General features: G+C 39.3%; 21 protein-coding genes and 1 pseudogene. 18 read left to right on the forward strand and 4 right to left on the reverse strand.

Features of this window, described 5'->3' with window-relative positions; translation table 11 throughout:
• Positions 1-70: 70 nt before the first annotated feature.
• The 8 genes and pseudogenes from NQ185_RS08405 to NQ185_RS08440 form a co-directional block, all read left to right on the forward strand.
• Positions 71-598 carry a CueP family metal-binding protein gene (locus NQ185_RS08405; protein WP_257581306.1) on the forward strand — a complete coding sequence of 176 codons (528 nt, stop codon included), beginning with the start codon at positions 71-73 and terminating at the stop codon, positions 596-598.
• A 290-nt stretch (positions 599-888) separates the two neighbouring features.
• A complete protein-coding gene (locus NQ185_RS08410) occupies positions 889-1,713 on the forward strand; it encodes a formate/nitrite transporter family protein (RefSeq protein WP_257581206.1) in 825 nt (274 codons plus the stop codon).
• Between the two features lie 96 nt (positions 1,714-1,809).
• A complete protein-coding gene (locus NQ185_RS08415; protein WP_257581207.1) occupies positions 1,810-2,097 on the forward strand; it encodes a hypothetical protein in 288 nt (95 codons plus the stop codon).
• 17 nt (positions 2,098-2,114) lie between these two features.
• Positions 2,115-2,876, forward strand: coding sequence for a membrane protein insertase YidC (gene yidC, locus NQ185_RS08420; protein ID WP_257581208.1), 762 nt, complete (start codon positions 2,115-2,117; stop codon positions 2,874-2,876).
• A 128-nt stretch (positions 2,877-3,004) separates the two neighbouring features.
• A complete protein-coding gene (locus tag NQ185_RS08425; protein ID WP_257581209.1) occupies positions 3,005-4,243 on the forward strand; it encodes an efflux RND transporter periplasmic adaptor subunit in 1,239 nt (412 codons plus the stop codon).
• The gene (locus tag NQ185_RS08430; RefSeq protein ID WP_257581210.1) at positions 4,227-4,907 is read left to right on the forward strand and encodes an ABC transporter ATP-binding protein; all 681 of its coding nucleotides are present in this window, start codon (positions 4,227-4,229) and stop codon (positions 4,905-4,907) included. Before NQ185_RS08425 ends, NQ185_RS08430 begins: the two co-directional genes overlap by 17 nt.
• A complete protein-coding gene (locus NQ185_RS08435) occupies positions 4,904-6,109 on the forward strand; it encodes an ABC transporter permease (protein ID WP_257581211.1) in 1,206 nt (401 codons plus the stop codon). Before NQ185_RS08430 ends, NQ185_RS08435 begins: the two co-directional genes overlap by 4 nt.
• A 155-nt stretch (positions 6,110-6,264) precedes the next feature.
• A pseudogene (locus tag NQ185_RS08440) lies at positions 6,265-6,648 on the forward strand (bifunctional acetaldehyde-CoA/alcohol dehydrogenase); the annotation flags it as partial.
• Between the two features lie 808 nt (positions 6,649-7,456).
• Here NQ185_RS08440 and NQ185_RS08445 read toward each other — a convergent pair.
• The 3 genes from NQ185_RS08445 to NQ185_RS08455 form a co-directional block, all read right to left on the reverse strand.
• Positions 7,457-8,377 (reverse strand): DUF3895 domain-containing protein, encoded by a 921-nt coding sequence (locus tag NQ185_RS08445; RefSeq protein WP_257581212.1) that lies wholly within the window; start codon positions 8,375-8,377, stop codon positions 7,457-7,459.
• 76 nt (positions 8,378-8,453) lie between these two features.
• Positions 8,454-9,722: a threonine ammonia-lyase IlvA gene (gene ilvA, locus NQ185_RS08450; protein ID WP_257581213.1), complete on the reverse strand. Its 1,269-nt coding sequence runs from the start codon at positions 9,720-9,722 to the stop codon at positions 8,454-8,456.
• Between the two features lie 135 nt (positions 9,723-9,857).
• Positions 9,858-10,526, reverse strand: coding sequence for an SIMPL domain-containing protein (locus NQ185_RS08455; protein ID WP_257581214.1), 669 nt, complete (start codon positions 10,524-10,526; stop codon positions 9,858-9,860).
• A gap of 314 nt (positions 10,527-10,840) precedes the next feature.
• Between NQ185_RS08455 and ertB the strand changes: the two genes are divergently transcribed.
• The 10 genes from ertB (at position 10,841) to NQ185_RS08505 (ending at position 22,192) form a co-directional block, all read left to right on the forward strand.
• Complete coding sequence (ertB, locus tag NQ185_RS08460) at positions 10,841-12,478, forward strand: thiourocanate hydratase (RefSeq protein ID WP_257581215.1); 1,638 nt, start codon at positions 10,841-10,843, stop codon at positions 12,476-12,478.
• Between the two features lie 31 nt (positions 12,479-12,509).
• Positions 12,510-13,601 (forward strand): thiohydantoin desulfurase, encoded by a 1,092-nt coding sequence (gene ertC / locus NQ185_RS08465; RefSeq protein WP_257581216.1) that lies wholly within the window; start codon positions 12,510-12,512, stop codon positions 13,599-13,601.
• 33 nt (positions 13,602-13,634) lie between these two features.
• Positions 13,635-14,282, forward strand: coding sequence for an ABC transporter permease (locus NQ185_RS08470; protein WP_257581217.1), 648 nt, complete (start codon positions 13,635-13,637; stop codon positions 14,280-14,282).
• 30 nt (positions 14,283-14,312) lie between these two features.
• Positions 14,313-15,200: an ABC transporter substrate-binding protein gene (locus NQ185_RS08475; RefSeq protein WP_257581218.1), complete on the forward strand. Its 888-nt coding sequence runs from the start codon at positions 14,313-14,315 to the stop codon at positions 15,198-15,200.
• A 317-nt stretch (positions 15,201-15,517) separates the two neighbouring features.
• Positions 15,518-16,483 carry an ABC transporter ATP-binding protein gene (locus NQ185_RS08480; RefSeq protein WP_257581219.1) on the forward strand — a complete coding sequence of 322 codons (966 nt, stop codon included), beginning with the start codon at positions 15,518-15,520 and terminating at the stop codon, positions 16,481-16,483.
• A 37-nt stretch (positions 16,484-16,520) separates the two neighbouring features.
• Entirely contained in the window at positions 16,521-17,162 is a 642-nt protein-coding gene (locus NQ185_RS08485) for an ABC transporter permease (protein ID WP_257581220.1), read from the forward strand.
• 34 nt (positions 17,163-17,196) lie between these two features.
• Positions 17,197-17,943, forward strand: a complete 747-nt coding sequence (locus NQ185_RS08490) for an IclR family transcriptional regulator (protein ID WP_257581221.1) — start codon at positions 17,197-17,199, stop codon at positions 17,941-17,943.
• Positions 17,944-17,957: 14 nt separating this feature from the next.
• The gene (locus NQ185_RS08495) at positions 17,958-19,334 is read left to right on the forward strand and encodes a dihydroorotase (protein ID WP_257581222.1); all 1,377 of its coding nucleotides are present in this window, start codon (positions 17,958-17,960) and stop codon (positions 19,332-19,334) included.
• Positions 19,331-20,596 carry an N-carbamyl-l-glutamate amidohydrolase ErtE gene (gene ertE, locus NQ185_RS08500; protein WP_257581223.1) on the forward strand — a complete coding sequence of 422 codons (1,266 nt, stop codon included), beginning with the start codon at positions 19,331-19,333 and terminating at the stop codon, positions 20,594-20,596. The genes NQ185_RS08495 and ertE overlap by 4 nt, the downstream gene beginning before the upstream one ends.
• 6 nt (positions 20,597-20,602) lie before the next feature.
• Positions 20,603-22,192 (forward strand): HAL/PAL/TAL family ammonia-lyase, encoded by a 1,590-nt coding sequence (locus tag NQ185_RS08505; protein ID WP_257581224.1) that lies wholly within the window; start codon positions 20,603-20,605, stop codon positions 22,190-22,192.
• 134 nt (positions 22,193-22,326) lie between these two features.
• Here NQ185_RS08505 and NQ185_RS08510 read toward each other — a convergent pair whose 3' ends face one another.
• Positions 22,327-23,073 (reverse strand): YqjF family protein, encoded by a 747-nt coding sequence (locus tag NQ185_RS08510; protein WP_257581225.1) that lies wholly within the window; start codon positions 23,071-23,073, stop codon positions 22,327-22,329.
• Between the last annotated feature and the right edge of the window lie 55 nt (positions 23,074-23,128).

Genomic DNA, 23,128 nt, shown 5'->3' on the forward strand with positions numbered 1-23,128 from the left:
ATCAAAGGTAGAGGTTTTTAGTATGGGGGAAGGTAGTAAGCTAAAAAAAATAAAAAGGAGTGAATACAATATGAAGCTGAAATTGCTCGCAGTAATCTTGTTGCTGGCTACTATTGTATTAAGTGCTTGCAACGGAAAAAACATTAGTGAAGATAATAAAACTCTGAACATTAAAGAATTAGTGCATGACTATAGTGTGGGGAACATTAAGAACAGTCAATCTGCCTCGATTACTTCAGACCAACTCATTATTACTAACAGCGATGAAAGTAAAACAATCTACGACTTGCCCGAAGATGAATTTTTTGTTTCAATAGCACCTTTCATCAATGAAACACATCCATGCAAAAATCATAGCCTAACGGGTTGCCAAGGGGAAATGACGGATAAAGAGTTTGATGTATATATTGAAGATCATAATGGCAATGTAGTGCTGGATAAAACATTAAAATCCCAATCTAATGGTTTTATCGATTTATGGTTACAGCGTGACAAAGAGTATCGCATAACGATTAGTCACGAGGGGAAAAAGGTAGAGTCGGAATTTTCTACCTTTAAAGGGGATGGCACCTGTATTACCACTATGCAACTAACATAACTACAAAATGGGAAAAGAACTAAGATTCAATTCCCATCGCTTTTGTAAACAGTTGTTATTTTAAAGGATTGGCATGTCGTATAAGCTAACGGTCCAACAAGTATGAAATGAATGGATAAAACATTCGATATAAAGTAAAATAGAATATAGAAAAGAACAAGGGGTTTTCTCTATATGGGCTTCGCTTTTGAAAATTTTTATTTGTGAAATTGTGAGCAATGCAATACATATTAATTACGAATGTGAAACTTTGAACAAAAACAATATATTAATGAAAGGGCGAATCAAAAATGGCAACCTCGGAAATGAATGCGCTTGAAACATTAAGGAGGAAAGCCGAAACATCTGCTCTAATGGTGGAAAACCGCTTTGTGGAATATTTAATTAGGGCGATGCTGGCAGGAGTTTATCTTGGTTTTGCAACGATTTTTTGTTTGAAAACAGTGAATGGCATGTATATAAATCAAGAGCCATTAGCTGGGTTTGTTGCTGCTTTATTATTTGGAGTAGCCCTCGTCATGATTGTGTATGGTGGTGCTGAACTTTTTACAGGGAATACGATGTATTTTGCAATATCGACACTAAGTGGCCATACATCAGTGAAAATGACTATGCGTGTTTGGACTTTTTGTTTTATCGGAAATGCATTAGGTGGACTGTTTTTTGCCCTGTTAATGGCTCCAACTGGAATTATTCAAGAACTTGGAATGGAAAATTGGTTATTTGCCCTCGTAGAAGGGAAAATGAACCATACTACTATTGAAATTTTCTTTAGGGCTATTTTATGTAATTGGATGGTATGCATGGCGATCTTTTTGCCGAAAACATTGAAAAATGAATTTGCTCAAATTTTTGCATTAATGTTGCTCGTAGCCGTTTTTTTCGTTTCCAGCTTTGAGCACGTCATCGCTAATTTAGTCTCATTTTCACTCGTTTTAATTATCCCGCATCCAGAAACGATTACAATTGGGAAGGCTATTCATAATTTAATTCCCGCAACATTCGGAAATATCATTGGCGGTGCCTTATTTATGGGCGCACTCTACACGTGGTTAAACGTCAAAAAAGTAAAAGATGTGAAAGTCACTAAACTAAGGGCAAAAAGATCCATATAACGAATGGCAATTATATGAAGTTTTAAAAAATCTTTTACATTCATAAAAAATACGACTATACTTTCTGTATTGATAAGAAAGAAATAAGGTGGTACGATGTTCGATCTTCTTTTTCATGATTCTTATACAGAGTGGGTAGTCCCATTAACTCTTGCTATTACATGGCTTCTTAGTTGGCAAATACTTTTATTATCCCATCCTGTTCAAGCAAACAGGAAAGGGAAAATAGATACTATTTTTCATATACAAGATATTTTGATTCCAGCTCCTCCAAAAGAGCGCCCAGTTTTCGATGTGTCACGTTTAATTAAAACAGTAAAAAGAAAAGAAGCTCCCGATGATCCGGAAGGGCCACATCTTCTATTTTCATACACAAATTTCTAAATAGAAGGGTGAAATCATTGAAAAAAAACACAGTATTATTTTCAACTCTAGTCTTTGCATCAATCTTCCTTGGAGGATGTTCAGCTGTACAAAATAAAACAGGTTTCTTTTATAATACATTTGTGCGCCCATTTGCTTTTTTAATTCACGAAATTGGCTCCTTTTTCGGTGGGAATTTTGGTTTAGCTATTATCATCATTACGCTTCTCATTCGTTTGGTGCTTATGCCGTTTATGTTAAAAACATACAAGAACCAACAATTAATGAAAATAGCTATGGAGAAATTAAAGCCGGAAATGGAAGAAATACAAAAGAGAACAAAGGAAGCAAAAACGCCGGAAGAAAGAAAAATAGCTCAGCAAGAAATGATGGCTTTATATCAAAAGCATAACGTCAACCCGCTTAATATGGGCTGTCTGCCAATGCTAATTCAAATGCCGATTTTAATGGGGCTTTATTATGCCATTCGCGGCTCGGAGGAAATTGCGACTCATTCTTTTCTATGGTTCGACCTTGGACAAAGGGATATAGCGATGATGCTGATAGCTGGTTTTGTTTACTTTATCCAATCGCGGGTTTCTATGTCGACTGTTCCCGAAGCTCAAAGAAAACAAATGCAAGTTTTCTCGTATCTATCGCCAGCCATGATCATGTTTATCTCACTCTCAGTCCCTGCAGCCTTGCCGTTATACTGGGTAGTAGGAGGAACTTTCTTGATTATTCAAACATGGATTGGGCATAAGTATTATATGCAACATCCCGAAAAAGCAAAAGAATAGGTAAAAATGGATAGCCTTCATACTTGAGGGCTATTCTTTTTGTCTGAATATGAAACTTTTTCCAACATTTATACGTCTAGTAAAGGATGAAAAATATATATTGATGGGATATTAGGGGGAAAAAGAGAGTGAAAAAGAAAATATGGATATGGACATTGTCAATCATTGTAGTATTGGCAATTGGAATAACGTTATTTTTTACATTAAATAAAAGCCCGAAAATGGCGGACAATGAAGTAGAAGAATTGCCGGTAATGGTCCAAAAGGCAAAAGAAGAAGAATTGGTAGAAACGATTCTTGTAACAGGTAAAATCGTTCCCGAAGATGAACAAAAGGTTTATATGGAACCTGAAAAAGGAGAAATCAGTAAATATAAGGTAAAGGAAAATCAAAAGGTAAAAGCAGGAGATCCATTATTTATCTATGATTCTTCGAAACTGAATAGGCAATTTGATAGAGCGGTAAGAGAAAGGGATCTAATTCAAAGTCGTGCACAAACAGAAATAAATCAAATCGCTGAATTGAATAAACGTATTACGGACACAAAAAAGAAAGTTGGTGTACCGCAAAAGGTTAAGTCAGATGATCCAGAGGCTGAAGATGAAACGATCATTCCAGTAACCCAAGATGATGTGAATCAACTTTTAAATGAAAAAGTTCAATTGGAACTTCAGTATGAAGGTACAAAGGCTGAGATTGAAGGTGCACAGGAACAAATTAATGAACTTGATGCTCAAATCAAAGCGATGACGGTAAAAAGTAAAATAAATGGGATTATCGTTAAAGTCAATAAAAATGCGGTGAATAGTGAAACGGGAGTAAATGAACCTGTTATACATATCACTTCAAGTAAACCATTTAAAGTTATTGGAACCATGAGCGAATTTGATGCTGTTAAAATTCAAAAAGATCAAGCGGTTATCGTCCGCCCTAAAGTATATAAGGATAGGGAATGGAAAGGCGTAGTGGAAACAGTTTCCCAATTTCCTAACGATGAAGGCGGCGGTGAAGATTTTGGCGGCGGAATGGGTGGAGGAAATGTCACAATGTATCCTTTTAAAGTAGGTATTACTGATGATACGACTGAGCTCCGTCAAGGATTTCATGTTTCGCTGGAAGTCAAAATAAGTGGAGATGGCAATTCACTTGTTGTTCCACATATGGCAATCATTGATGAAGACGGCATGTCTTTCGTTTATGTTTTAAAGGATGGGAAGTTAGAAAGACGAGAAATTCAAACTGGTAAAATGAACGATGAATTTATCGAATTGACGGAGGGCGTCAGCTTAGGGGAGCTTGTCGTCACTATGCCTAATGAAGGCATGCATGATGGAATGGAAGTGGTCTCCTATGATGAAGTTGAGTGAGATTACAAAAGTTTACGGGAATGGTTCTTTGCAAGTTCCTGTACTGCATGATATCAATCTAACCATTGAGGATGGGGAGTTTGTTTCCATCATGGGTCCTTCCGGATCGGGGAAATCGACTTTAATGAATATTATAGGATTTCTCGACTACCCAACATCCGGTACGTATGAACTAAATGGAGAAAAAATTGGATTAGTAAAAGAAAATAAACTTGCTCAATTAAGAAATATGCATATTGGTTTTGTTTTTCAACAATTCTTTTTGCTGCCAAGAGCAAATGCTCTCAAAAATGTAGAGTCAACACTTATATATGCGGGTGTTTCAAAGCGGGAAAGAACTGAAAGAGCAATGGAAATGCTTGAAAAGGTTGGGTTGGAGGATCGAATGAAACATTTGCCAAACCAGTTGTCAGGTGGTCAAAAACAACGTGTAGCCATTGCAAGGGCGCTAGTAAATCAACCTTCCATTATTCTAGCAGACGAACCGACCGGAGCACTTGATTCAAAAACTAGCGAACAAATTATGCAGCTATTAGTCCAATTAAACAAAGAAGGCAAAACCGTCATCATTGTCACCCATGAGGAGGAAATAGCCAAATATACAAATAGAATCATTACATTGAAGGATGGTAGAATTACAGATGACCGGAGGAAGAAACGATGAGCATATGGGAAAGTTTTAAAATTGCCCTCTCCTCCATTTGGAATCATAAGATTCGGTCGATTTTGACGATGCTTGGAATCATAATTGGTGTTGCGGCTGTCATTACGATCGTAGCCATTGGACAAGGTGCACAAACCTCTTTGCAAGACGAGTTTTTTAACACTGATAAAAATGCGATTGATATATTTTACGAGCCGACACCAACTGAGGATAAATCAGAAATGATGTGGATGGAACCTGAACTATCGCAGGCCGATGTAGAGACGCTTGCGGCCGTTCCTGGGGTAAAGGCCGTATTAGCAACAAATCAAGGTTGGGGTGCGCTTGTTCATAATGAAAAGCAAGGTGACATGGAAATAACTGGGGTAGGTCCGGAATATTTTAAAGCAAGAAACATTAAGATCATTGAAGGCCGTCCAATTAATGTCCGCGATAACGATAGCATGAACCGGATTATTATGATCGACACTGTTGCAAGGAAAAAGTTTTTTAAAGAAAGTGAGAATGTGATAGGTGAAATTGTTGATATAAATGATAATCCATATAAAATCGTTGGCGTGTATGAATCTCATGTGCCGGAGCAATATCGTTATTCGGAATATGGTGAAATGCTGATGCCCCGTGCTTTAATATCGTTGATGTATGGGAATAGGGAAATTGAGAGACTAGCGATTATCGCAAGTGATGCTGATAAAATATCGGAAACTGGAAATCTGGCGGCGAGCACCCTTACGCAAAGCAAAAAGATTGAAGATGGACAGTATAGGATACACGATTTCTCTGAATATGAAAATGAATTTAATCAGTTCATATTGATCATTACGATATTTATCGGAAGCGTTGCAGGGATCTCACTTTTGGTAGGGGGGATCGGCGTAATGAATATTATGCTTGTTTCCGTCACTGAAAGAACGAGAGAAATTGGACTGCGTAAGGCTTTAGGAGCGACACGTGGAAGAATCTTGCTTCAATTTTTGATTGAATCCGTTACGTTGACCTCCTTGGGTGGTCTAATTGGCCTTGGATTTGCGGTCTTAGGCACATTGCTTATTTCCGAGTTCTCCCCAATAACAGCCACTATTAGTCCGCTTGTTGTATTAATTGGCATTGGTTTTTCCGCATTTATCGGTGTTGTGTTCGGGATACTCCCAGCAAGCAAAGCATCAAAACTAAGTCCGATTGATGCATTACGATATGAATAAAAAGGTTGTCCTAAAGCAAGAGCGCTTTGGGACAATCTTTTTAATGAGCCAACGAAATAGTGAATAAATTAACGAAAAGCAGTTTGTTCAATACCTCACAATTGGAGCGCCCTATGCTATATTGAATACAGAATAATATTCAAGGAGGGATAAGGGCGCATGGACGTGCCAATACGATTCTCATGCCACACGTCATTCGTTACAACGGTACAAAACCAAAGAAATTTGCGTCGTTTCCTAAATATGAAAAATTCATCGCTGATAAGAGATATGCAGAGATTGCAAGAATGTTAGGATTGCCAGCCAGAACTACAGCTGAAGGGGTAGTGAGCCTTATTCAAGCAATCATTAACTTGGCAAAAGAAATAGACATCCCGATGAGTATTGAGGCAAACGGAGTTGAGAAGGCTGCGTTTGATAGTAAAGTAGATTATTTGGCCGAAAGAGCATTTGAAGACCAATGCACAACTGCCAACCCTAAGCTACCATTAGTTACAGAGTTAGCGGAAATTTATAGGCAAGCGTACAAAAGGGTATAAATGATTTTGATAATTTAAAGTGGAGGGCACGATGGGTTGTTCATCGTGCCCTTGACATCAATAAATTTCAAGCTAGAGGTCACGATTAGGTGTTCATTGTGCCCTTGAAGTCGATAAATTCAAGCTAGAGGTCACGATGAGGTGTTCATCGTGCCCTTGTAGTCGATAAATTCAAGCTAGAGGTCACGATGGGGTGTTCATTGTGCCCTTAACGTCGATAAATTCAAGCTAAAGGTCACGATGAGGTGTTCATCGTGACCTTGCAGTCGATAAATTCAAGCTAAAGGTCACGATGAGGTGTTCATCGTGCCCTTGAAGTCGATAAAATCAAGCTAGAGGTCACGATGGGGTGTTCATCGTGCCCTTGAAGTCGTTAAATTCAAGCTAAAGGTCACGATGAGGTGTTCATTGTGCCCTTGAAGTCGATAAAATCAAGCTAGAGGTCACGATGGGGTGTTCATCGTGCCCTTGAAGTCGTTAAATTCAAGCTAAAGGTCACGATGAGGTGTTCATTGTGCCCTTAACGTCGTTAAATTCAAGCTAAAGGTCACGATGAGGTGTTCATCGTGCCCTTGAAGTCGATAAAATCAAGCTAGAGGTCACGATGAGATGTTCATTGTGCCCCTGACCAGGGTAATGTCAAGGTTATTGTCCGATTGAGCGTTCAATCGGACCGGGAAGTTATGTGAATCAAAGTTACTATCCGTATGGAACGTTCAAAGGGCCTGTGAACGCGTAAAAAGCATCGCTATTGTCCGATTGAGATGTCCATCTAGCCCATATCAGAATCAACAGCATCATTACACATCTACTCTGAAATATGGTAATATCGATCATCTTTGCCGAGCAGTTTTCCTCTTTTTAAAACATCCCGTGCTTTAAGGGATTCTAAAAACATACAAACGTGGCCATATATTTTAGGTTTTCCTGTTATATATCGTTCATTAGCAGCATAACCATGCTTGATTAATAATTCACAGATGATTCTCGCACTAGAAACTCCACTTTCCAAATATTCCAGTGTTTTGTCCTTACTGAATGATTCCGGATCCGTTCGAAAAGTATCCTCGAAAATGTAATCTTCAATATTAAAAATTATATGGGATTCAGATTCTCTTGCCACAGGTTCAAGTATTCGCTGTTCCCTAGATTGTTCCATGTAGTCGCGAATGATTCTTTTAAGTTCATCTACATGTTTATCCAATAAAGGGAGATCAAGATCAATATATTCTTGGATGGATTTCGGAATTTCCAAATAATCCGGCAAAAAAGGAACTTCCTGTCTAAGCTCCCACTTATTTTGTATTTTATATAACAGCTCATCCATTTCGTAATCGATGACATTAAAGCCCATCCGGATTTCATTGACGATTTCCGATGAAAAACCGGTATGCTCCTTAAAATGTTCGATGCCGAATCTCCTTGTCTCATTTGTAGCTTTATGTTTGACTATGTACTGATATCGGAGCGGTCTCCCGCATTCGCATGGGGTCTTTGGGTTTACAAATCCATTGTCAATATATTCTTCCAAAATCCACTCATCCAGCAACATTTCCACTTCTTCCATCCCAGCATGTTCAGGGATGACAATTCCTTTATCACTAGCTAAAACATTGGCAAAAGCCGTTTTTTTACCTCTCTTTACGTGATGTTGAATAAATTCTTTCTGTTCAGGGGTAAGGGAGTCAAGGATTGAATCTCTATCGCTTCTCGACAAAACTATTTTCATTTGCACTCCTCCTTAGAACAAAAATATGTATGAAAAAAACGAGGCGATAACCTCGTTCACTTCATTTTAGACATGCTCAAATCAAAAGATGGAACAATGTACTGTCTTTATTCACTTCTGTGTACGGAAACCCTTTTTGCTGCATACGCTCGATTAGACCTGCGTAATCTTCTTTTCGCTTTAATTCAATACCAACAAGTCCTGGGCCGCTTTCTTTATTGTTTTTCTTCGTATATTCAAAGGTTGTGATGTCGTCTTCAGGACCTAGGACACCATCTAGGAATTCTCGCAAGGCTCCTGCTCGTTGTGGGAAATTGATGATGAAATAGTAGAGCAATCCTTCGTAAATTAAAGACTTTTCTTTAATTTCCTGCATTCTGCCAATATCATTATTTCCACCACTAATTACACAAATAACCGATTTCCCTTTAATTTCTTCTTTGTAAAAATCGAGTGCTGCAATCGGCAAGGCTCCTGCAGGTTCGGCGATAATAGCATGTTCGTTGTATAGATCTAGGATGGTCGTACATACTTTTCCTTCTGGAACAGGAATAATATCATCCACATAATCTTTGCAAATTTCATATGTTTTTTGGCCAACACATTTTACAGCGGCCCCATCTACAAACTTATCGATTGATTCTAGTGCGGTTACACAGTTGTTTTTCAAAGCAGCTTTCATACTTGCTGCCCCTTCAGGTTCCACCCCGATCATACGGGTATGTGGAGAAAGATTTTTAATATATGCACTTAAGCCGGAAACAAGTCCGCCGCCGCCGATACTTGCAAATACAAAATCAACGGGTTCTTCAATATCGTTCATAATCTCAACGGCAACCGTTCCTTGACCAGCTATAATATCGAGATCATCAAAAGGATGGATGAAGATTTTATTTTCTTTGTTTGCATATTCCGTCGCACTCTCTGAAGAATCATCAAACGTATCGCCTACGAGGACAATGTCCACATAGTCGCGGCCGAACATTCTAACTTGGTCAATTTTTTGCTTTGGAGTCGTTTGCGGCATAAAGATGGTTCCGGAGATACCAAGATGAGAACAGGCGAAAGCAACACCTTGAGCATGATTCCCTGCACTTGCACAAACAATTCCTTTTTCACGTGCTTCGTTTTCAACAGTTTTGATTTTATAATAAGCCCCACGTAATTTAAAAGAACGAACGTGTTGCAAATCTTCCCTTTTTACGTAAACATGACAGCCATATTTTTCAGATAATCGCTCATTTTTTTGCAAAGGGGTATGTGCCACTACGTCTTTTAAGCGCTGATATGCAATGAGAATATCTTCCACATGTACTGTCTGCGATTTTACTTTCGTCTGATTCACCGCGCTATCCACTTCCTTCGCTAAATATGAATATTTGTACATTATACCATGTTCATATGACAATGAACATATGAATATTCACAATATTTGGTGAAAGCGTTATCAATTTTATCTAATTTTTGTATATGAAAAATGTTATTGATATTCAAAGGTAGCAGTTATCGTACTCTTGATATCCAATATCCCGGGCTGGATAGGGGTTGTGGCAGCACTTTTTACAAAAGCAGCAGCCTCCAGAGGTATAGGCCCACCGGGTAGTTTTTCGTTTTCTGTTACTAAAATAGGTGTTTTAACTAAACGCACCTTAAGTGTGCTTGCAATCGTCTCTGCTTTTTCATAAGCATTAATCACTGCCATAGACAATGCTTCTTTATAGTATTGGTTATAGTTGGATACTTCAAACTTAACCCCTGAAATCGTATTTGCCCCATGTTTTACCGCAGTGTCCACTACTAAACCAGTACTCTCTATATGATGAATACTAATTTGCAGCAAATGATCAACTTTATACCCTCTGAATTCTTGCTTACCGTTGGCAAAATCATATTGCGGATAAATGGAGTAATCCGTCGTTTGTATTTGCTTATCCGTTATTCCGATTTGATTCAATGCTTTCTTAATCTCCGTAATAATCACGGCATTTTCTTCCTGAGCAACTTGTAAGGCTTTATCTTCGGTTGAAGCACCTAATGTTACTTTAGCATGGTCAGGTTGAACAGATACTTTCCCTTCTCCAATCACTTGTATAATATCTTTCTTGCTTTCATGGCTTCTATCAGAAACTTGATAAGTTTGATAATGCAAATTTCTCCCTACTTTCAAATGTTTTATTAATATGTACGGATTTTTTAACAGAAAGATACAGAGAATGTGAAAAAAATTTATTTGAATAAGGGTTAAAAGAGGTATCTACTAATTAAAGGTCTAATGAACTATGTGATTTGACACTGTTTCAATGGGATGCTAGCATGTTAACAATTAAATACAACTAAACCTATCGGAATTATATTTATATGTTGACTGTTTGCGTAATATTGTGTAGAATTCGAATAAACTGATAATCAATTATCATATAATAATAATTGATTATCTATTATTGATAAAAAGGTGGGGTGTAATTGGAACGAATATCAGCATTTCGTGGAACTCAATTAAGGTGTAAAGGTTGGAGGCAAGAGGCTTTACTTCGGATGCTTGAAAATGTGTTGGAAAACGGAGAAAACCAAAAGGACTTGGTTGTATACGCGGCACTGGGTAAGGCAGCACGTAATTGGGAAGCTTATCATGCGATTGTGGATACCCTCCTAAATATTGAAGAAGATGAGACTTTAGTCATACAGTCGGGGAAGCCGATTGGAATATTGAAAACTCATGCTTTTGCACCACTTGTCATTATGGCTAACTGTAATATCGTCGGCAAATGGGCGACTAGTGATCATTTTTATGATTTACAGGAAAAAGGCCTAATAATGTGGGGGGGCTTGACCGCAGCTGCCTGGCAATATATCGGTTCTCAAGGTGTCATTCAAGGAACCTATGAAATTTTTGCTGCTATTGCAAAAAAACATTTTGATGATAGTTTAATAGGGAAATTTATATTAACAGCAGGTTTAGGAGGAATGGGAGGAGCACAACCTTTAGCGGGTGTGATGGTCGGTGCTGCTATTCTTGTTGTAGAGATTGATGAGGCTCGTGTTGATAAAAGGATTGCCGATGGTTATTTACAACGGAAAACGGAAGATATAGATGAGGCTTTACGTTGGATTAAAGAAGCGACTGCCAAAGGAGAAAGTGTAAGTGTAGGATTGGTTGGGAATGCGGCTGATATATATCCTGAACTCGTAAAGCGGAATATCACACCAGATATCGTAACGGATCAAACGTCCGCACATGATTTATTATACGGTTATATTCCAGCAGACTATAGTCCAGAAGATGTTAAAAGAGTAAGAGAAAATAATCCTATTAAACTAAAGCAAGATGCACAATCGTCCATTGCCTTGGAAGTAGCAGCGATGCTTACTTTTAAAAAGCGCGGCGCAATTGTGTTTGATAATGGAAATAACATTCGCACACAAGCTTATCAATATGGTGTCAAAAATGCTTTTGAAATTGATATTTTTACAGAAGCATATTTAAGACCTCTTTTCAGCAGGGCGATTGGTCCATTCCGCTGGGTTGCTCTTACTGGAGAGTCCAATGATATCAAGACGATCGACAACTACATACTAGAGCACTTTAAAGAAAATAACATTGCGACAAATTGGATTTCACTGGCGAATAAATATGTACCTTTTCAAGGGTTGCCGGCACGAATTGGCTGGTTTGGACATGGAGAAAGAACTCGACTTGCTTTAGCTGTAAATGAAATGGTGAGAACTGGTATTTTAAGTGGTCCCATTGCGTTTTCAAGAGACCATCTAGATGCTGGGGCGATGACACATCCAAACATTATGACTGAACGTATGAAAGATGGCAGCGACACGATTTCCGATTGGCCGCTTCTAAATGCGATGTTGAGTTGTTCATCGATGGCAGATTTAACAGCCATTCACTCAGGGGGTGGTGGTTATTCAGGGTATATGACAAGTGCAGGAATTACACTTGTTGCAGATGGTACACCTGAAGCGGATATACGATTAAAGCATGCTTTAGACAATGATACGAGCCTGGGTGTATTAAGATATGCAGATGCGGGCTATGAAGAATCATTGGATGAAATTGAGAAAAAGGGAATTCGACATATCCAATTATAGTTTTGAAATAGGAAATGAGAGGAGAATTCATATGCGCATTCTTACAATGGAAGATGTTAAAGCAGCTGTTGCCGGCGGTTCTGTATATGCTTCTGGTGGAGGTGGCTGGGTTGACCATGGTTTGGAAATTGGCGGAGCTGCCGTAACGATGGGGCAGCCAAAGCTAGTTTCGGTTGATGAACTCCCCGATGATGCCATCATCATTACATGTACTGCTATTGGTGCACCTGCAGGGAAAACGGATTGGCAAATGTTAGGTGTAGATTATATTAAAGCAGTTAAATTACTCATGGAAAATTATGAGGGCAAGGTCGTAGGTGTGATGACACCTCAAAATGGAATGTCAAGTTCCATCAACGGCTGGTTGCCTGCTGCCATGCTCGATCTAGTTGTTGTCGATGCAACAGGGGATATTCGTGCGCATCCAACTGGGAAGATGGGGCAAATGGGAGTTGCGGCTGATCCAAATTTTGAAACAATCCAAGTTGTTGTGGGTGGGAAAAAGGAGACGGGTTCCTATATTGAGCTTGTTGTAAAAGGATCTCCAGCAAAAACTTCTAATATATTACGTACTGCTTCAGATATGTCAGGAGGATTTATTGCTTCGGCGAGACTTCCGCTTCCTGCGAGCTATATTAAAAAACATGCAGCTATAGGTGGTATATCCATTGCCATTGATCTTGGCAAGGCTATTTTGGATGCTGAGCCACAAGGAGCAGAGGCAGTCATCCAAACCATTTGTAAGCATACGAAAGGTGAGATTTTGGGTAGAGGGAAAGTAACCTCAACTACTGTAGAATATTCCGGTGCTTTTGATATTGGGCAAGTAGTTGTTGACGCGGGAGACAAGTCTTTAACGATGCATGTAATGAATGAATTTATGGCGGTGGACGATTCACTTGGAAATCGTTTAACAACTTATCCAGATGTCATTACAGCTATATCAACTGAAACTGGAAAACCATTGAGCGCTGGAGCCCTTGAACCAGGTATGGAAATAGCTGTGTTCCGAATCCACAAAAGCCATATTCCGATTAGTTCAAGCGTCCGGGATGCATCTGTGTATCCCGATGTGGAATCCGCATTAGGTATTCAAATTGCAGATTATGCATTAGGTGAATAAGTTTAATAGAAATAAACAGGAAGGAGGCATCGGATGGAGCTGTTAATAAAAGCATATGATTATTTAATCGAAAACCATGTACGTTTTTTGGAAGAACTTCAAGTTCATATCACGTTAAGTTTGTCCGCCTTATTACTTGGTTTAATCATATGTATTCCACTAGGCATATGGTGTGCCAAAAACCAAAAAGTTGCCGCAACCATCATGAATACTGTCAATTCGATACGAGTCATCCCAAGTTTGGCAATCCTAGTGATCATGTTGCCGTTAATCGGCACTGGTTTTTGGCCGGCTTTAGTAGCTTTAACTGTACTCGCATGCCCTCCGATCCTCATTAATACATTTTTAGGATTTCGGGGGATAGATCCCGCCATACTTGAATCCGCTCATGGGATGGGAATGGGTCAGAAAGCGGTTCTTAGAAAAATTGAGTTTCCGCTCGCGATGCCACTTATGATTACTGGTGCAAAAACGGCTAGTGTCGAAGTTCTCGCCAGTGCGTCGCTTGCAGCTTTTATTGGGGGAGGCGGACTTGGAACCTTTATCATTAACGGATTAAGTATGTATAAATTCCAAGTTTTACTAGTTGGGGCGATTCCAATTGCACTCTTAACGATTTTCTCTGAAGTCATATTTTCATTTATTGAAAGATTTACTACAAGATATCAAAGAGATTCATAGATTCATTATTTAATTTAGGGAGGAATTGAATTGAAAAGAAAATCATTTTTTATTTTAGCAATCGCACTTGTTTTTTCTTTACTTTTAAGTGCATGCAGTGGATCCTCAAAAATAAAAGTAGGTTCCAAAAACTTTACTGAGTCGCTGATTTTAGGGGAAATGTATGCATTGGCTTTAGAGGATGCTGGCTTTAAAGTAGAACGAAAACTAAATTTAGGTGGAACGCTTGTAGCACATGAAGCCCTTAAAAAAGGTGATATTGATGTATACCCTGAATATACAGGAACCGGGCTATTAAACATTATGGAAGAAGAGCCAATCTCCGATCCACAACAAGTATATGATATGGTCTCAGATTTTTATAAAGAGAAATTTGACTTAGTATGGTTGACAGCATCAAATGCGAACAACACTCAGGCGATCGCCGTTTCCAAAAAAGCTTCTGATGAATATGGCATTACAACACTTTCGGACTTGCAAAAGCATGCAGAAAACATAGATTTTGCAGCAGTTCCAGAGTTCGAGGAACGTGAAGACGGTTTGCTCGGCATGAATAGAGTGTATGGTGATTTTAATTTCAAAAGCATGAAGCTTTTCGACTACGGTGTGAAATATCGTGCTGTATTAAATGATGAAGTGCAAGGTACAGTAGCTTTCGGAACAGATGGTGATTTAACGAATCCTGACCTTGTCCTTTTAGAGGATGATAAGCATTTATGGCCGCCATATTTCGTAGCTCCTGTCATCCGTCAAGAAACATTGGATAAAGATGCGAAGATCAGGCAGAAGCTGGATGAAATATCTGCAAAGCTAGATAATGAAACGATGCAAAAATTAAATGCCGAAGTAGACTTGAATCAGCGTGAATATGCGGATGTCGCGAAAGAGTTTTTGAAAAACGAAGGAATTATTAAGTAATAACTACTATACTTTTCTCGATGTGATATCGGGAAAAGTACATTTTTAAAAAGTAAAGTAAAAAGTATAATTTTTGAAAGTGTATAGCGCAAGCAGCCTATCGACTAGCAAACTTCCTGTCCTTTTCTTTTGCGTAAGTCAACATCAATTCGCCTTGCAGGCTCATTGTGTTTCCTTTATCTCAAGTCTTAGGCCAAAGGAGGAACGTCGACTAAAATCGCCACGTCCTAGGCTAAAGTCGACGGACTCGCATCCTGCGGGCCTGTACGTCGATGAGCAAGGCGCTTACGCTTTTCTAATGAATGGAGGTGAGTGATTTGACTAAAAATGCCATTGTTTTCGAAGAAGTGTCAAAACAGTTTCCTAAAGCGCCAAAGCCGTCCGTGTATCCTACGAACCTTACGATTGAAGAAGGCAGCTTTGTCACTATTTTAGGTGCTTCTGGATGCGGAAAGACAACATTACTGAAAATGGTCAATCGTATTTATGATATGACTTCAGGTAAAATTTTGGTTCATGGTCAAGATATAACAAAAATGCCGGTTACAGAATTAAGACGAAATATTGGATATGTCATACAACAAATTGGTTTATTCCCTCATATGACGATAGCAGAAAATATTGCAACCGTACCAAAGGAATTAAGGTGGGATTCGAAGAAAATTGAAGAACGAATTGATTTTCTGCTAGAGTTGATTCAGCTCCCTCCCAAAGAGTACCGAAATCGTTACCCCAGGCAGCTTTCTGGAGGACAGCAGCAGAGGATTGGGCTTGCAAGAGCTTTGGCAGGAAACCCATCCATCATGTTAATGGACGAACCATTCGGTGCCATTGATGCAATTACCCGGAGCACATTGCAGGATGAGATGATCCGAATTCAACGGCAGCTTAATAAAACGATATTGTTTGTTACACATGATATTGATGAGGCATTAAAACTAGGCGATAAAATTGTCATCATGAATGAAGGTGTCATTCAACAATTTGATACTCCTTTAAATATTATTACGAAGCCAGCCAATTCTTTTGTCAGTCAGCTCGTCCACTCGGATGATATTGTGCAGCATCTCAGTCTCATGAGAGCTGATCATGTGATGGCACCACTTACTGACGGAGCAGAAATGGATGTAGTAAAGGTTAGGCGTTCCGAAAATCTAAAGAATGTTTTAACCCATATTTTACAAGGTCATGGCGACTCGGTTATTGTAACAGAAGAAGATGATACTCCGGTAGGAAGAATTACTTTAGCTGGATTAAAAAGTTATATCGCTGGGATTGGATGATCTATTCTGCTTCTTAACGCGGAGGGGATACTGAGAAATGTTTGCATTTTTATTTAATTATTACGATCGGATTTTATTATTATTTTTTCAACATCTTATGCTTACGGTTGTCTCTTTAAGCTTGGCAATATTGATTGCATTGCCAGTTGGTCTCTTCTTATCAAGGTTTAAAAAGATTTCGGTTCCAGTTTTATCGGTTCTTGGTATTCTATACTCCATACCTAGCTTGGCTATGTTTGCTTTCCTCATACCATTTGTCGGCTTAGGTGTAAAGCCTGCAATCATCGCATTAATCGCATATAGCCAGCTTATTCTTGTTCGTAACGTAATGGTCGGTTTCCAATCGATCGATCCTTCCATTATTGAGGCGGGGAAAGGAATGGGATTAGGGTCTTTTCGGTTATTTTGGAAAATTGAATTTCCGTTAGCGTTACCCGTCATTTTAGGCGGCGTCCGGATTGCCGCCATTTCCATCATAGGTATTGCAACGATTGCAGCTTGGATAAATGCAGGTGGATTAGGCGTTATATTGTTCGAAGGACTTTATCAAAATCATACCCCTAAAATGATTTGGGGCACTATTTTTGTATCCTTGCTTGCCATCGTTTCTAATCAGATATTATTAAGTTTGGAAAAGAGGTCAGCATTGAAAGTTAGAGGTGAACTCGCAGCTAAATAATCTGATTATATTACGCCAAGTGAGGGAGATCATAGTGACCGTTAACAAAAATCAGACAATCGAAAGAGCGTTGGACATTATTTTTTCATTATCTGAGGCAGGATGTAATTTGACTGTCGGTGAGATTGCAGCAAAAGTCGCAATTCCTGAAAGTACAGCCTATCGACTAATCAAAACACTAGAACAATACGGATTGGTCGAAAGAAAATCGGTTGGACAAATTAGACTCGGTGTCCGGATTTTGGAGTTGGCTAGAAGCTTACAACAGCAATTGAATCACGAATTAATAAGCATATCCCGACCGATTATGGAAGAATTAACTGAAAAGGTTAATGAGACATCCATTCTTTGTGTAAGATCAGCGTCACAAGTAATATGTGTGCAAAGTATTGAAACACAAAGAATGCTCCGTCTGTCAGTTGAGATTGGAAAAATGATGCCGCTCGATCGTGGAGCGTCTGGAAAAGCTATTTTAGCATTTGAGCAAAAACAAACAATAGATCAATTAGTCAAGGCAATTTCAGATGCTAATCTAAGGAGAAGTGTTGAAAAAGAAATCGACGTAATAAGAGAGCAAGGGTATTGCTTGACCTTTGGTGAGGTAGATACAAATATTTTTGGATTAGCCGTTCCTATTTATGATATTAACAAACGTGTTATTGCCTCGTTGACAGTGGCTGGTCCGACTGAACGTTGGGATCAAGAAAGCGGTAATGAATTTATTCAAACCGTCGTTTCTTCAGCCCATAAGATAACGAAAAGTCTCGCCCAAATTTCTTAGAGGGAGGGGAATGAATGGGAAAATATGATTTGCTCGTGAAGGGGAATGTGGTTTTACCTGATCGAGTAATTTACGATGCCGTTATTGCTGTTTTAAATGGAAAAATAAGCGGCATTTATGAAGAGATAAGTGAGCTGTCCGCGAAAGAAATAATCGATGCAACGAGTTGCTACATTCTCCCTGGTGCGATTGATGCCCATGTCCATTGTTTTAGTGCCCTTGAAGAAGGTTTTACAAATGCTGGTTTTTCTGCAGCAGCCGGTGGAGTTACGACGATGATCGAAATGCCTTATGATGCAACAGGTATGGTTTGCACTGAAAAGATGTTTCAAGAAAAAATATCGCGATTGGAAAAGGAGTCGGTTGTTGATACAGCTCTTTTAGCCACCATTCAAAAAGAAGATGGACTGGATGAAATTGCAAAACTGGCTAATGCAGGTGCATGTGGATTTAAAGTGTCGATGTTTAACACTGACTCTTTTCGGTTTCCAAGAATTGATGAAGGGCAATTGCTGGATGCTTTTTCAGCCATTGCTGAAACAGGTTGTCCTGTAGGGGTCCATGCTGAAAATGATGATATTGTCAGGCGATATATTCGTAAATATGAGCATGATGGCATAAATGATCCACGGGCACATGCATACAGCCGTCCAAAAGCGGCAGAATCAGTAGCTGCCTTAACAGCGATGGAGTTAGCTTTTTATACTGGAGTGAAATTGCACTTATATCATAGTACTTTTCAACGAATCTTTGAAATGGTGGACTTTTATCAATCGCAAGGTGTTCAAGTAACAGCTGAAACATGTACACATTACTTAACTTTGAGTGAAGATGATATGGTGGAACTCGGCGCAAAAGCCAAAATAAACCCTCCGCTTCGTAAAAAGGAAGATATAGCAGATCTTTGGCACCTTCTAACACAAGGTAAAATTGATATGGTGACGTCTGACCATGCGCCGTGGACATTGGAGCGGAAAGCGAATGAAGATATTTTTCAAAATGCATCAGGGGCACCCGGTGTAGAAACTTTATTGCCTGTCATGTATAGCGAGGGTGTTTCGGCAGGAAAGATGACAATTTTGGATCTTGTCCGCGTCCTTTCCGAAAATCCAGCCCGAACGTTCGGATTGAGTCATTGCAAGGGACGAATCGACATTGGCATGGATGCAGATCTGGTCATTATAGATCCGAACAAGACATACATAATGGATGAGTCAACTTTACATTCTACGGCTAAATGGAGTCCATATCATAATCGCAAAATGGCTGGAAAAGTCATTCATACTTTTGTTCGTGGGGAAACTGTATATAAAGAAGACGGACAATTGGGAAAACCAGGTCACGGTCGTTTTATAAAAGCAATGCATCCGAGTAAGGGGTGTTTAGTTTGACCATATCTTTTAATTTACATCCCAATCAGGAGCGGATTCAAAATAATATAGAAATGCTTGCCACTATGGTGGATCAATCGAAACCAGGGTGGACGAGAAGGCCATTTACGTCATGGTACAAAGAAGGGCGTGCTTGGCTGAAACAACAGATGGAGCAAGCTGGTTTGCAAGTCAGCATTGATGCTGGTGGGAACTTAATAGGGAGGCTTAGCGGCAGTGAGGAACATCTTAAACCTATTATGATTGGATCCCATACCGATACGGTTACGGGCGGTGGTCGTTTTGACGGCATTATCGGCGTCATAGCCGGTATCGAAATTGCTCGCAGATTACAGGAAACAGGAACAACCTTACGTCACACGCTGGAAATTGTTGATTTTACCGCGGAAGAGCCGAGTGAGTTCGGCATTTCAACAATCGGAAGCCGTTCTATGGTCGGTAATTTAACAGCCGAGATGTTGGAACGTACAGATCAAACAGGATTAGTTCTAGATGAAGGGATTCGAATGATAGGAGGAAATCCTGACGAAATTTATGAAACTGCTCGAAAAACTGGTGATGTAAGCTTGTATTTGGAATTGCATATAGAACAAGGTCCTGTTTTGGAACAAAACAATATGAAGCTTGGAGTCGTTACAGGAATCGTCGGAATTCATCGTTACCGTGTTATTGTCGAAGGAAAGCCGAACCACGCTGGCACAACCCCAATGAATATGAGATTTGATGCTTTAACAGGTGCTTCAGAACTTGTATTAGAGTTAGAAAATTTATGTAAATTTACTTACTCGGATCCGGTAGTCGGGACGGTAGGTAAATTTACGAATGAACCAAACGGAGCGAATGTCATTCCAGGGCGAGTAATATTTGAGTTGGAAGTTAGATCGATAGATTCAGAGATTATTGAAAATATCATGTCTAGCTTTTCCAAATATGCTGCTCTTGTCGCTGCTAAACGTCAACTCGACATCAGTTTAGATAATTTGTCAAAGTCAGATTCCATACGTGTCCTTCCAGATGTACAGGATAAAATTGCTGCTGCATGTTCAGCAACCGGAAAAACGCAATATTTGCCAAGCGGTGCTGGGCATGATGCAAATCAGCTCGCAAGCATTGCCCCTGTTGGGATGATCTTCGTCCCTAGCCGGGAAGGCAGAAGCCATTGCCCTGAAGAATGGACTGATTTTGCAGAGGTGGCGCTCGGTGTAGAAGCTTTAGCGAGAGCGCTCATCAATTTTGATCAAGACTATATTGAGAGAAGGTGAAAGTCAGTGACTTGCGAACAAAAGAACCTTATTCTCGATGGCTATTCATTAACATATGAAAATATAGTTGAATTTATAGAACATCCAAGCGTACAAGTCACTTTAACAGAAGCGGCAAAAGATAGAGTAAAACATTATCGTGCCGCTGTAGATCAATGGTTGATTGAAGATAAGAAGGCGATATATGGGGTAACAACCGGTTTGGGGAAATTAAAGGATTATGTTGTTGACGAACATGATCAAAACCAATTTCAACAAAATATTTTACTTTCCCATGCGGTTGGAATCGGTCCTGACTTTCCGGAATCAGTCGTACGACTCGCGATGCTAATAAGGGCAAATGTACTTGCGCGCGGTCATTCTGGAGTAAGAGTAGAAATGATTGAACGTATCCTCTTATTGTTGAATAAAGGTGTTATTCCAAGTGTTCCGCAAATCGGATCCTTAGGAGTTGGTGATTTACAGCCAATGGCCCATATCGGTTTATGTATGGTTGGGGCACCTGAAGGTAGAGCGACTTATAATGGAGAAGAAGGAAAAAGTCCCGATCTCTTAGAAAAAGCCAATATTGCTCCCGTTTATTTTGAGTTGAAGGCTAAGGAAGCTTTGGCTTTAATTGATGGGAGTACGATGGTACTGGCTGCATCCTTATATGCATATTACCAAGCAGAGCAGCTTTGCAATATTGCCGATATGGCAGCAGCCATGACAATTGAGGCGACAAGGGGAGAATTGGATGCTTTAGATCCACGTATCCATAGTGCTAACAACCTTCAAACAGAACAGGAAACTGCCCAAATTTTACGAGCTTTATTAACGGGTACAGAGTGGTGCACCGCTAGCGGCAGGGAACGTTTAGGAGAATTTTCACCACGGGTACAAGATGCCGTAAGTATTCGTTCGACTGCACAAGTTCATGGTGCCATAAAAGATGTTTTACTATATGTAAAATCAGTTTTCATTAGGGAAATGAATGCCTCGAAAGATAACCCGCTCATCTTTACTGATGGTATTAAATTTGAAAGCTTAAGCGGGGGAAATTATCATGGCAGCCACCTAGCATATGCACTTGATTTTATGGGTGTTGTAATTACAGACCTAGCAATGATTTCTGAAAGAAGATCAGTGCGTCTTCTTGATCCAATTATGAGTTATGGGCTGCCAGCCAATTTAATTGCTGTAGCAGGACTAAATACAGGCTTTGCGCTAGTTCACGCCAATGCGACTGCTCTTGTTAGCGAAATGAGAATATTGGCCGCCCCTTCAAGTGTTGGTTCAATTCCTTCTAAAGGAAATCAGGAGGACCATAATAGTATGGCGATGAGTGGCGTTCGTAAACTGATGGAAATAATAGATCGAGCTCAACAAATATTAGCCATTGAACTTTTATTATCAGCCCAAGCCATTGATTTAATATCAGAAAATATGAAAGGCCTAACTATGGGGAAAGGCACTTCTATCCTTCATAAATGGATAAGGCGATCAATTAATCCGATGTGGGAAGATCGTTATGTGCTTTCAGACTTACAGAAAATGATTGAATTTGTGCAAAAGGGGCAAATTAGGGAGCAGTTTTCTGTTGTTACATTAGTATAAAAAGAAAGACACGTTAATGGTAAGGTGCCATTAACGTGTCAACTAGTTTTAAGTTCATTTCGCTAGGTAAAGATCAAAAGTAAACTCCACTACAAAACCTCTCTAATTCTACAGTCAGTCTTCTACAATCTTCTTTAAAGAACTTTTATATTCATTTTTTTGATATTCCAGATAAGTGCCTCAACGCCTTGGGAATAGTGAATAATAGGATGTAAATCGGCAAGTTTTAAGTTAAAAGTTTTAAAAAGATCATGAGTACTTATATCCGCATCCGCCTTCTGCAGCGGCCATTGATGATGATGAATGTCTAAACAATAAATATTAGATTTTAGGTCATGACTAAAAAAGCAATATCTCTCTGTTAGAAAGTGGTCTAGAGTCATGTTTTCAGCATAAAAGATTTCCGATATAGGAGTGTACGAGCCTTTACACATAATAGGAGTATGCTTTTTTCTAATACTTTCAAAATGAATGGATTGGCCTTTTTGTTGAAAAGATATGTCTGCAGGATAATAGGGTACGTGAAGCCACCTCTTTGCCAGTGTGTAAGATGTCCAATCGTCAACATCAAGGGATAAAAAATAAATCCCGGGCTTGCCATTGAGCTTTACATACGTCCGCAGATTGATTTCCGGAAATGCTGAGCGTATCGAAATGGGTGGAAATCCACGGGGATAAATACCATCTATTTTAAAAACAATCACACCTAACCATGCAAAACCATCAAAAGTGTCAATTTCTATAGGAGAAGGAATAAATGGCTTTAATTTCTCGGGCTCAATCGGCCAATGAGTGAATAATACATCGCTCCATCTTTGCTTCATAATCCAAGGTTTCGATGGCAATGGATAAGGGCGATGCTTTGTTGCTTGTAATACCATAAAAAATAGGCTCCTTTTTTGATTAGTCTTTCTCTGACGTTGATTTCCATACAGA

This window comes from Lederbergia panacisoli (assembly GCF_024626525.1).
Classification (GTDB): Bacteria; Bacillota; Bacilli; order Bacillales; family Bacillaceae_C; genus Lederbergia; species Lederbergia panacisoli.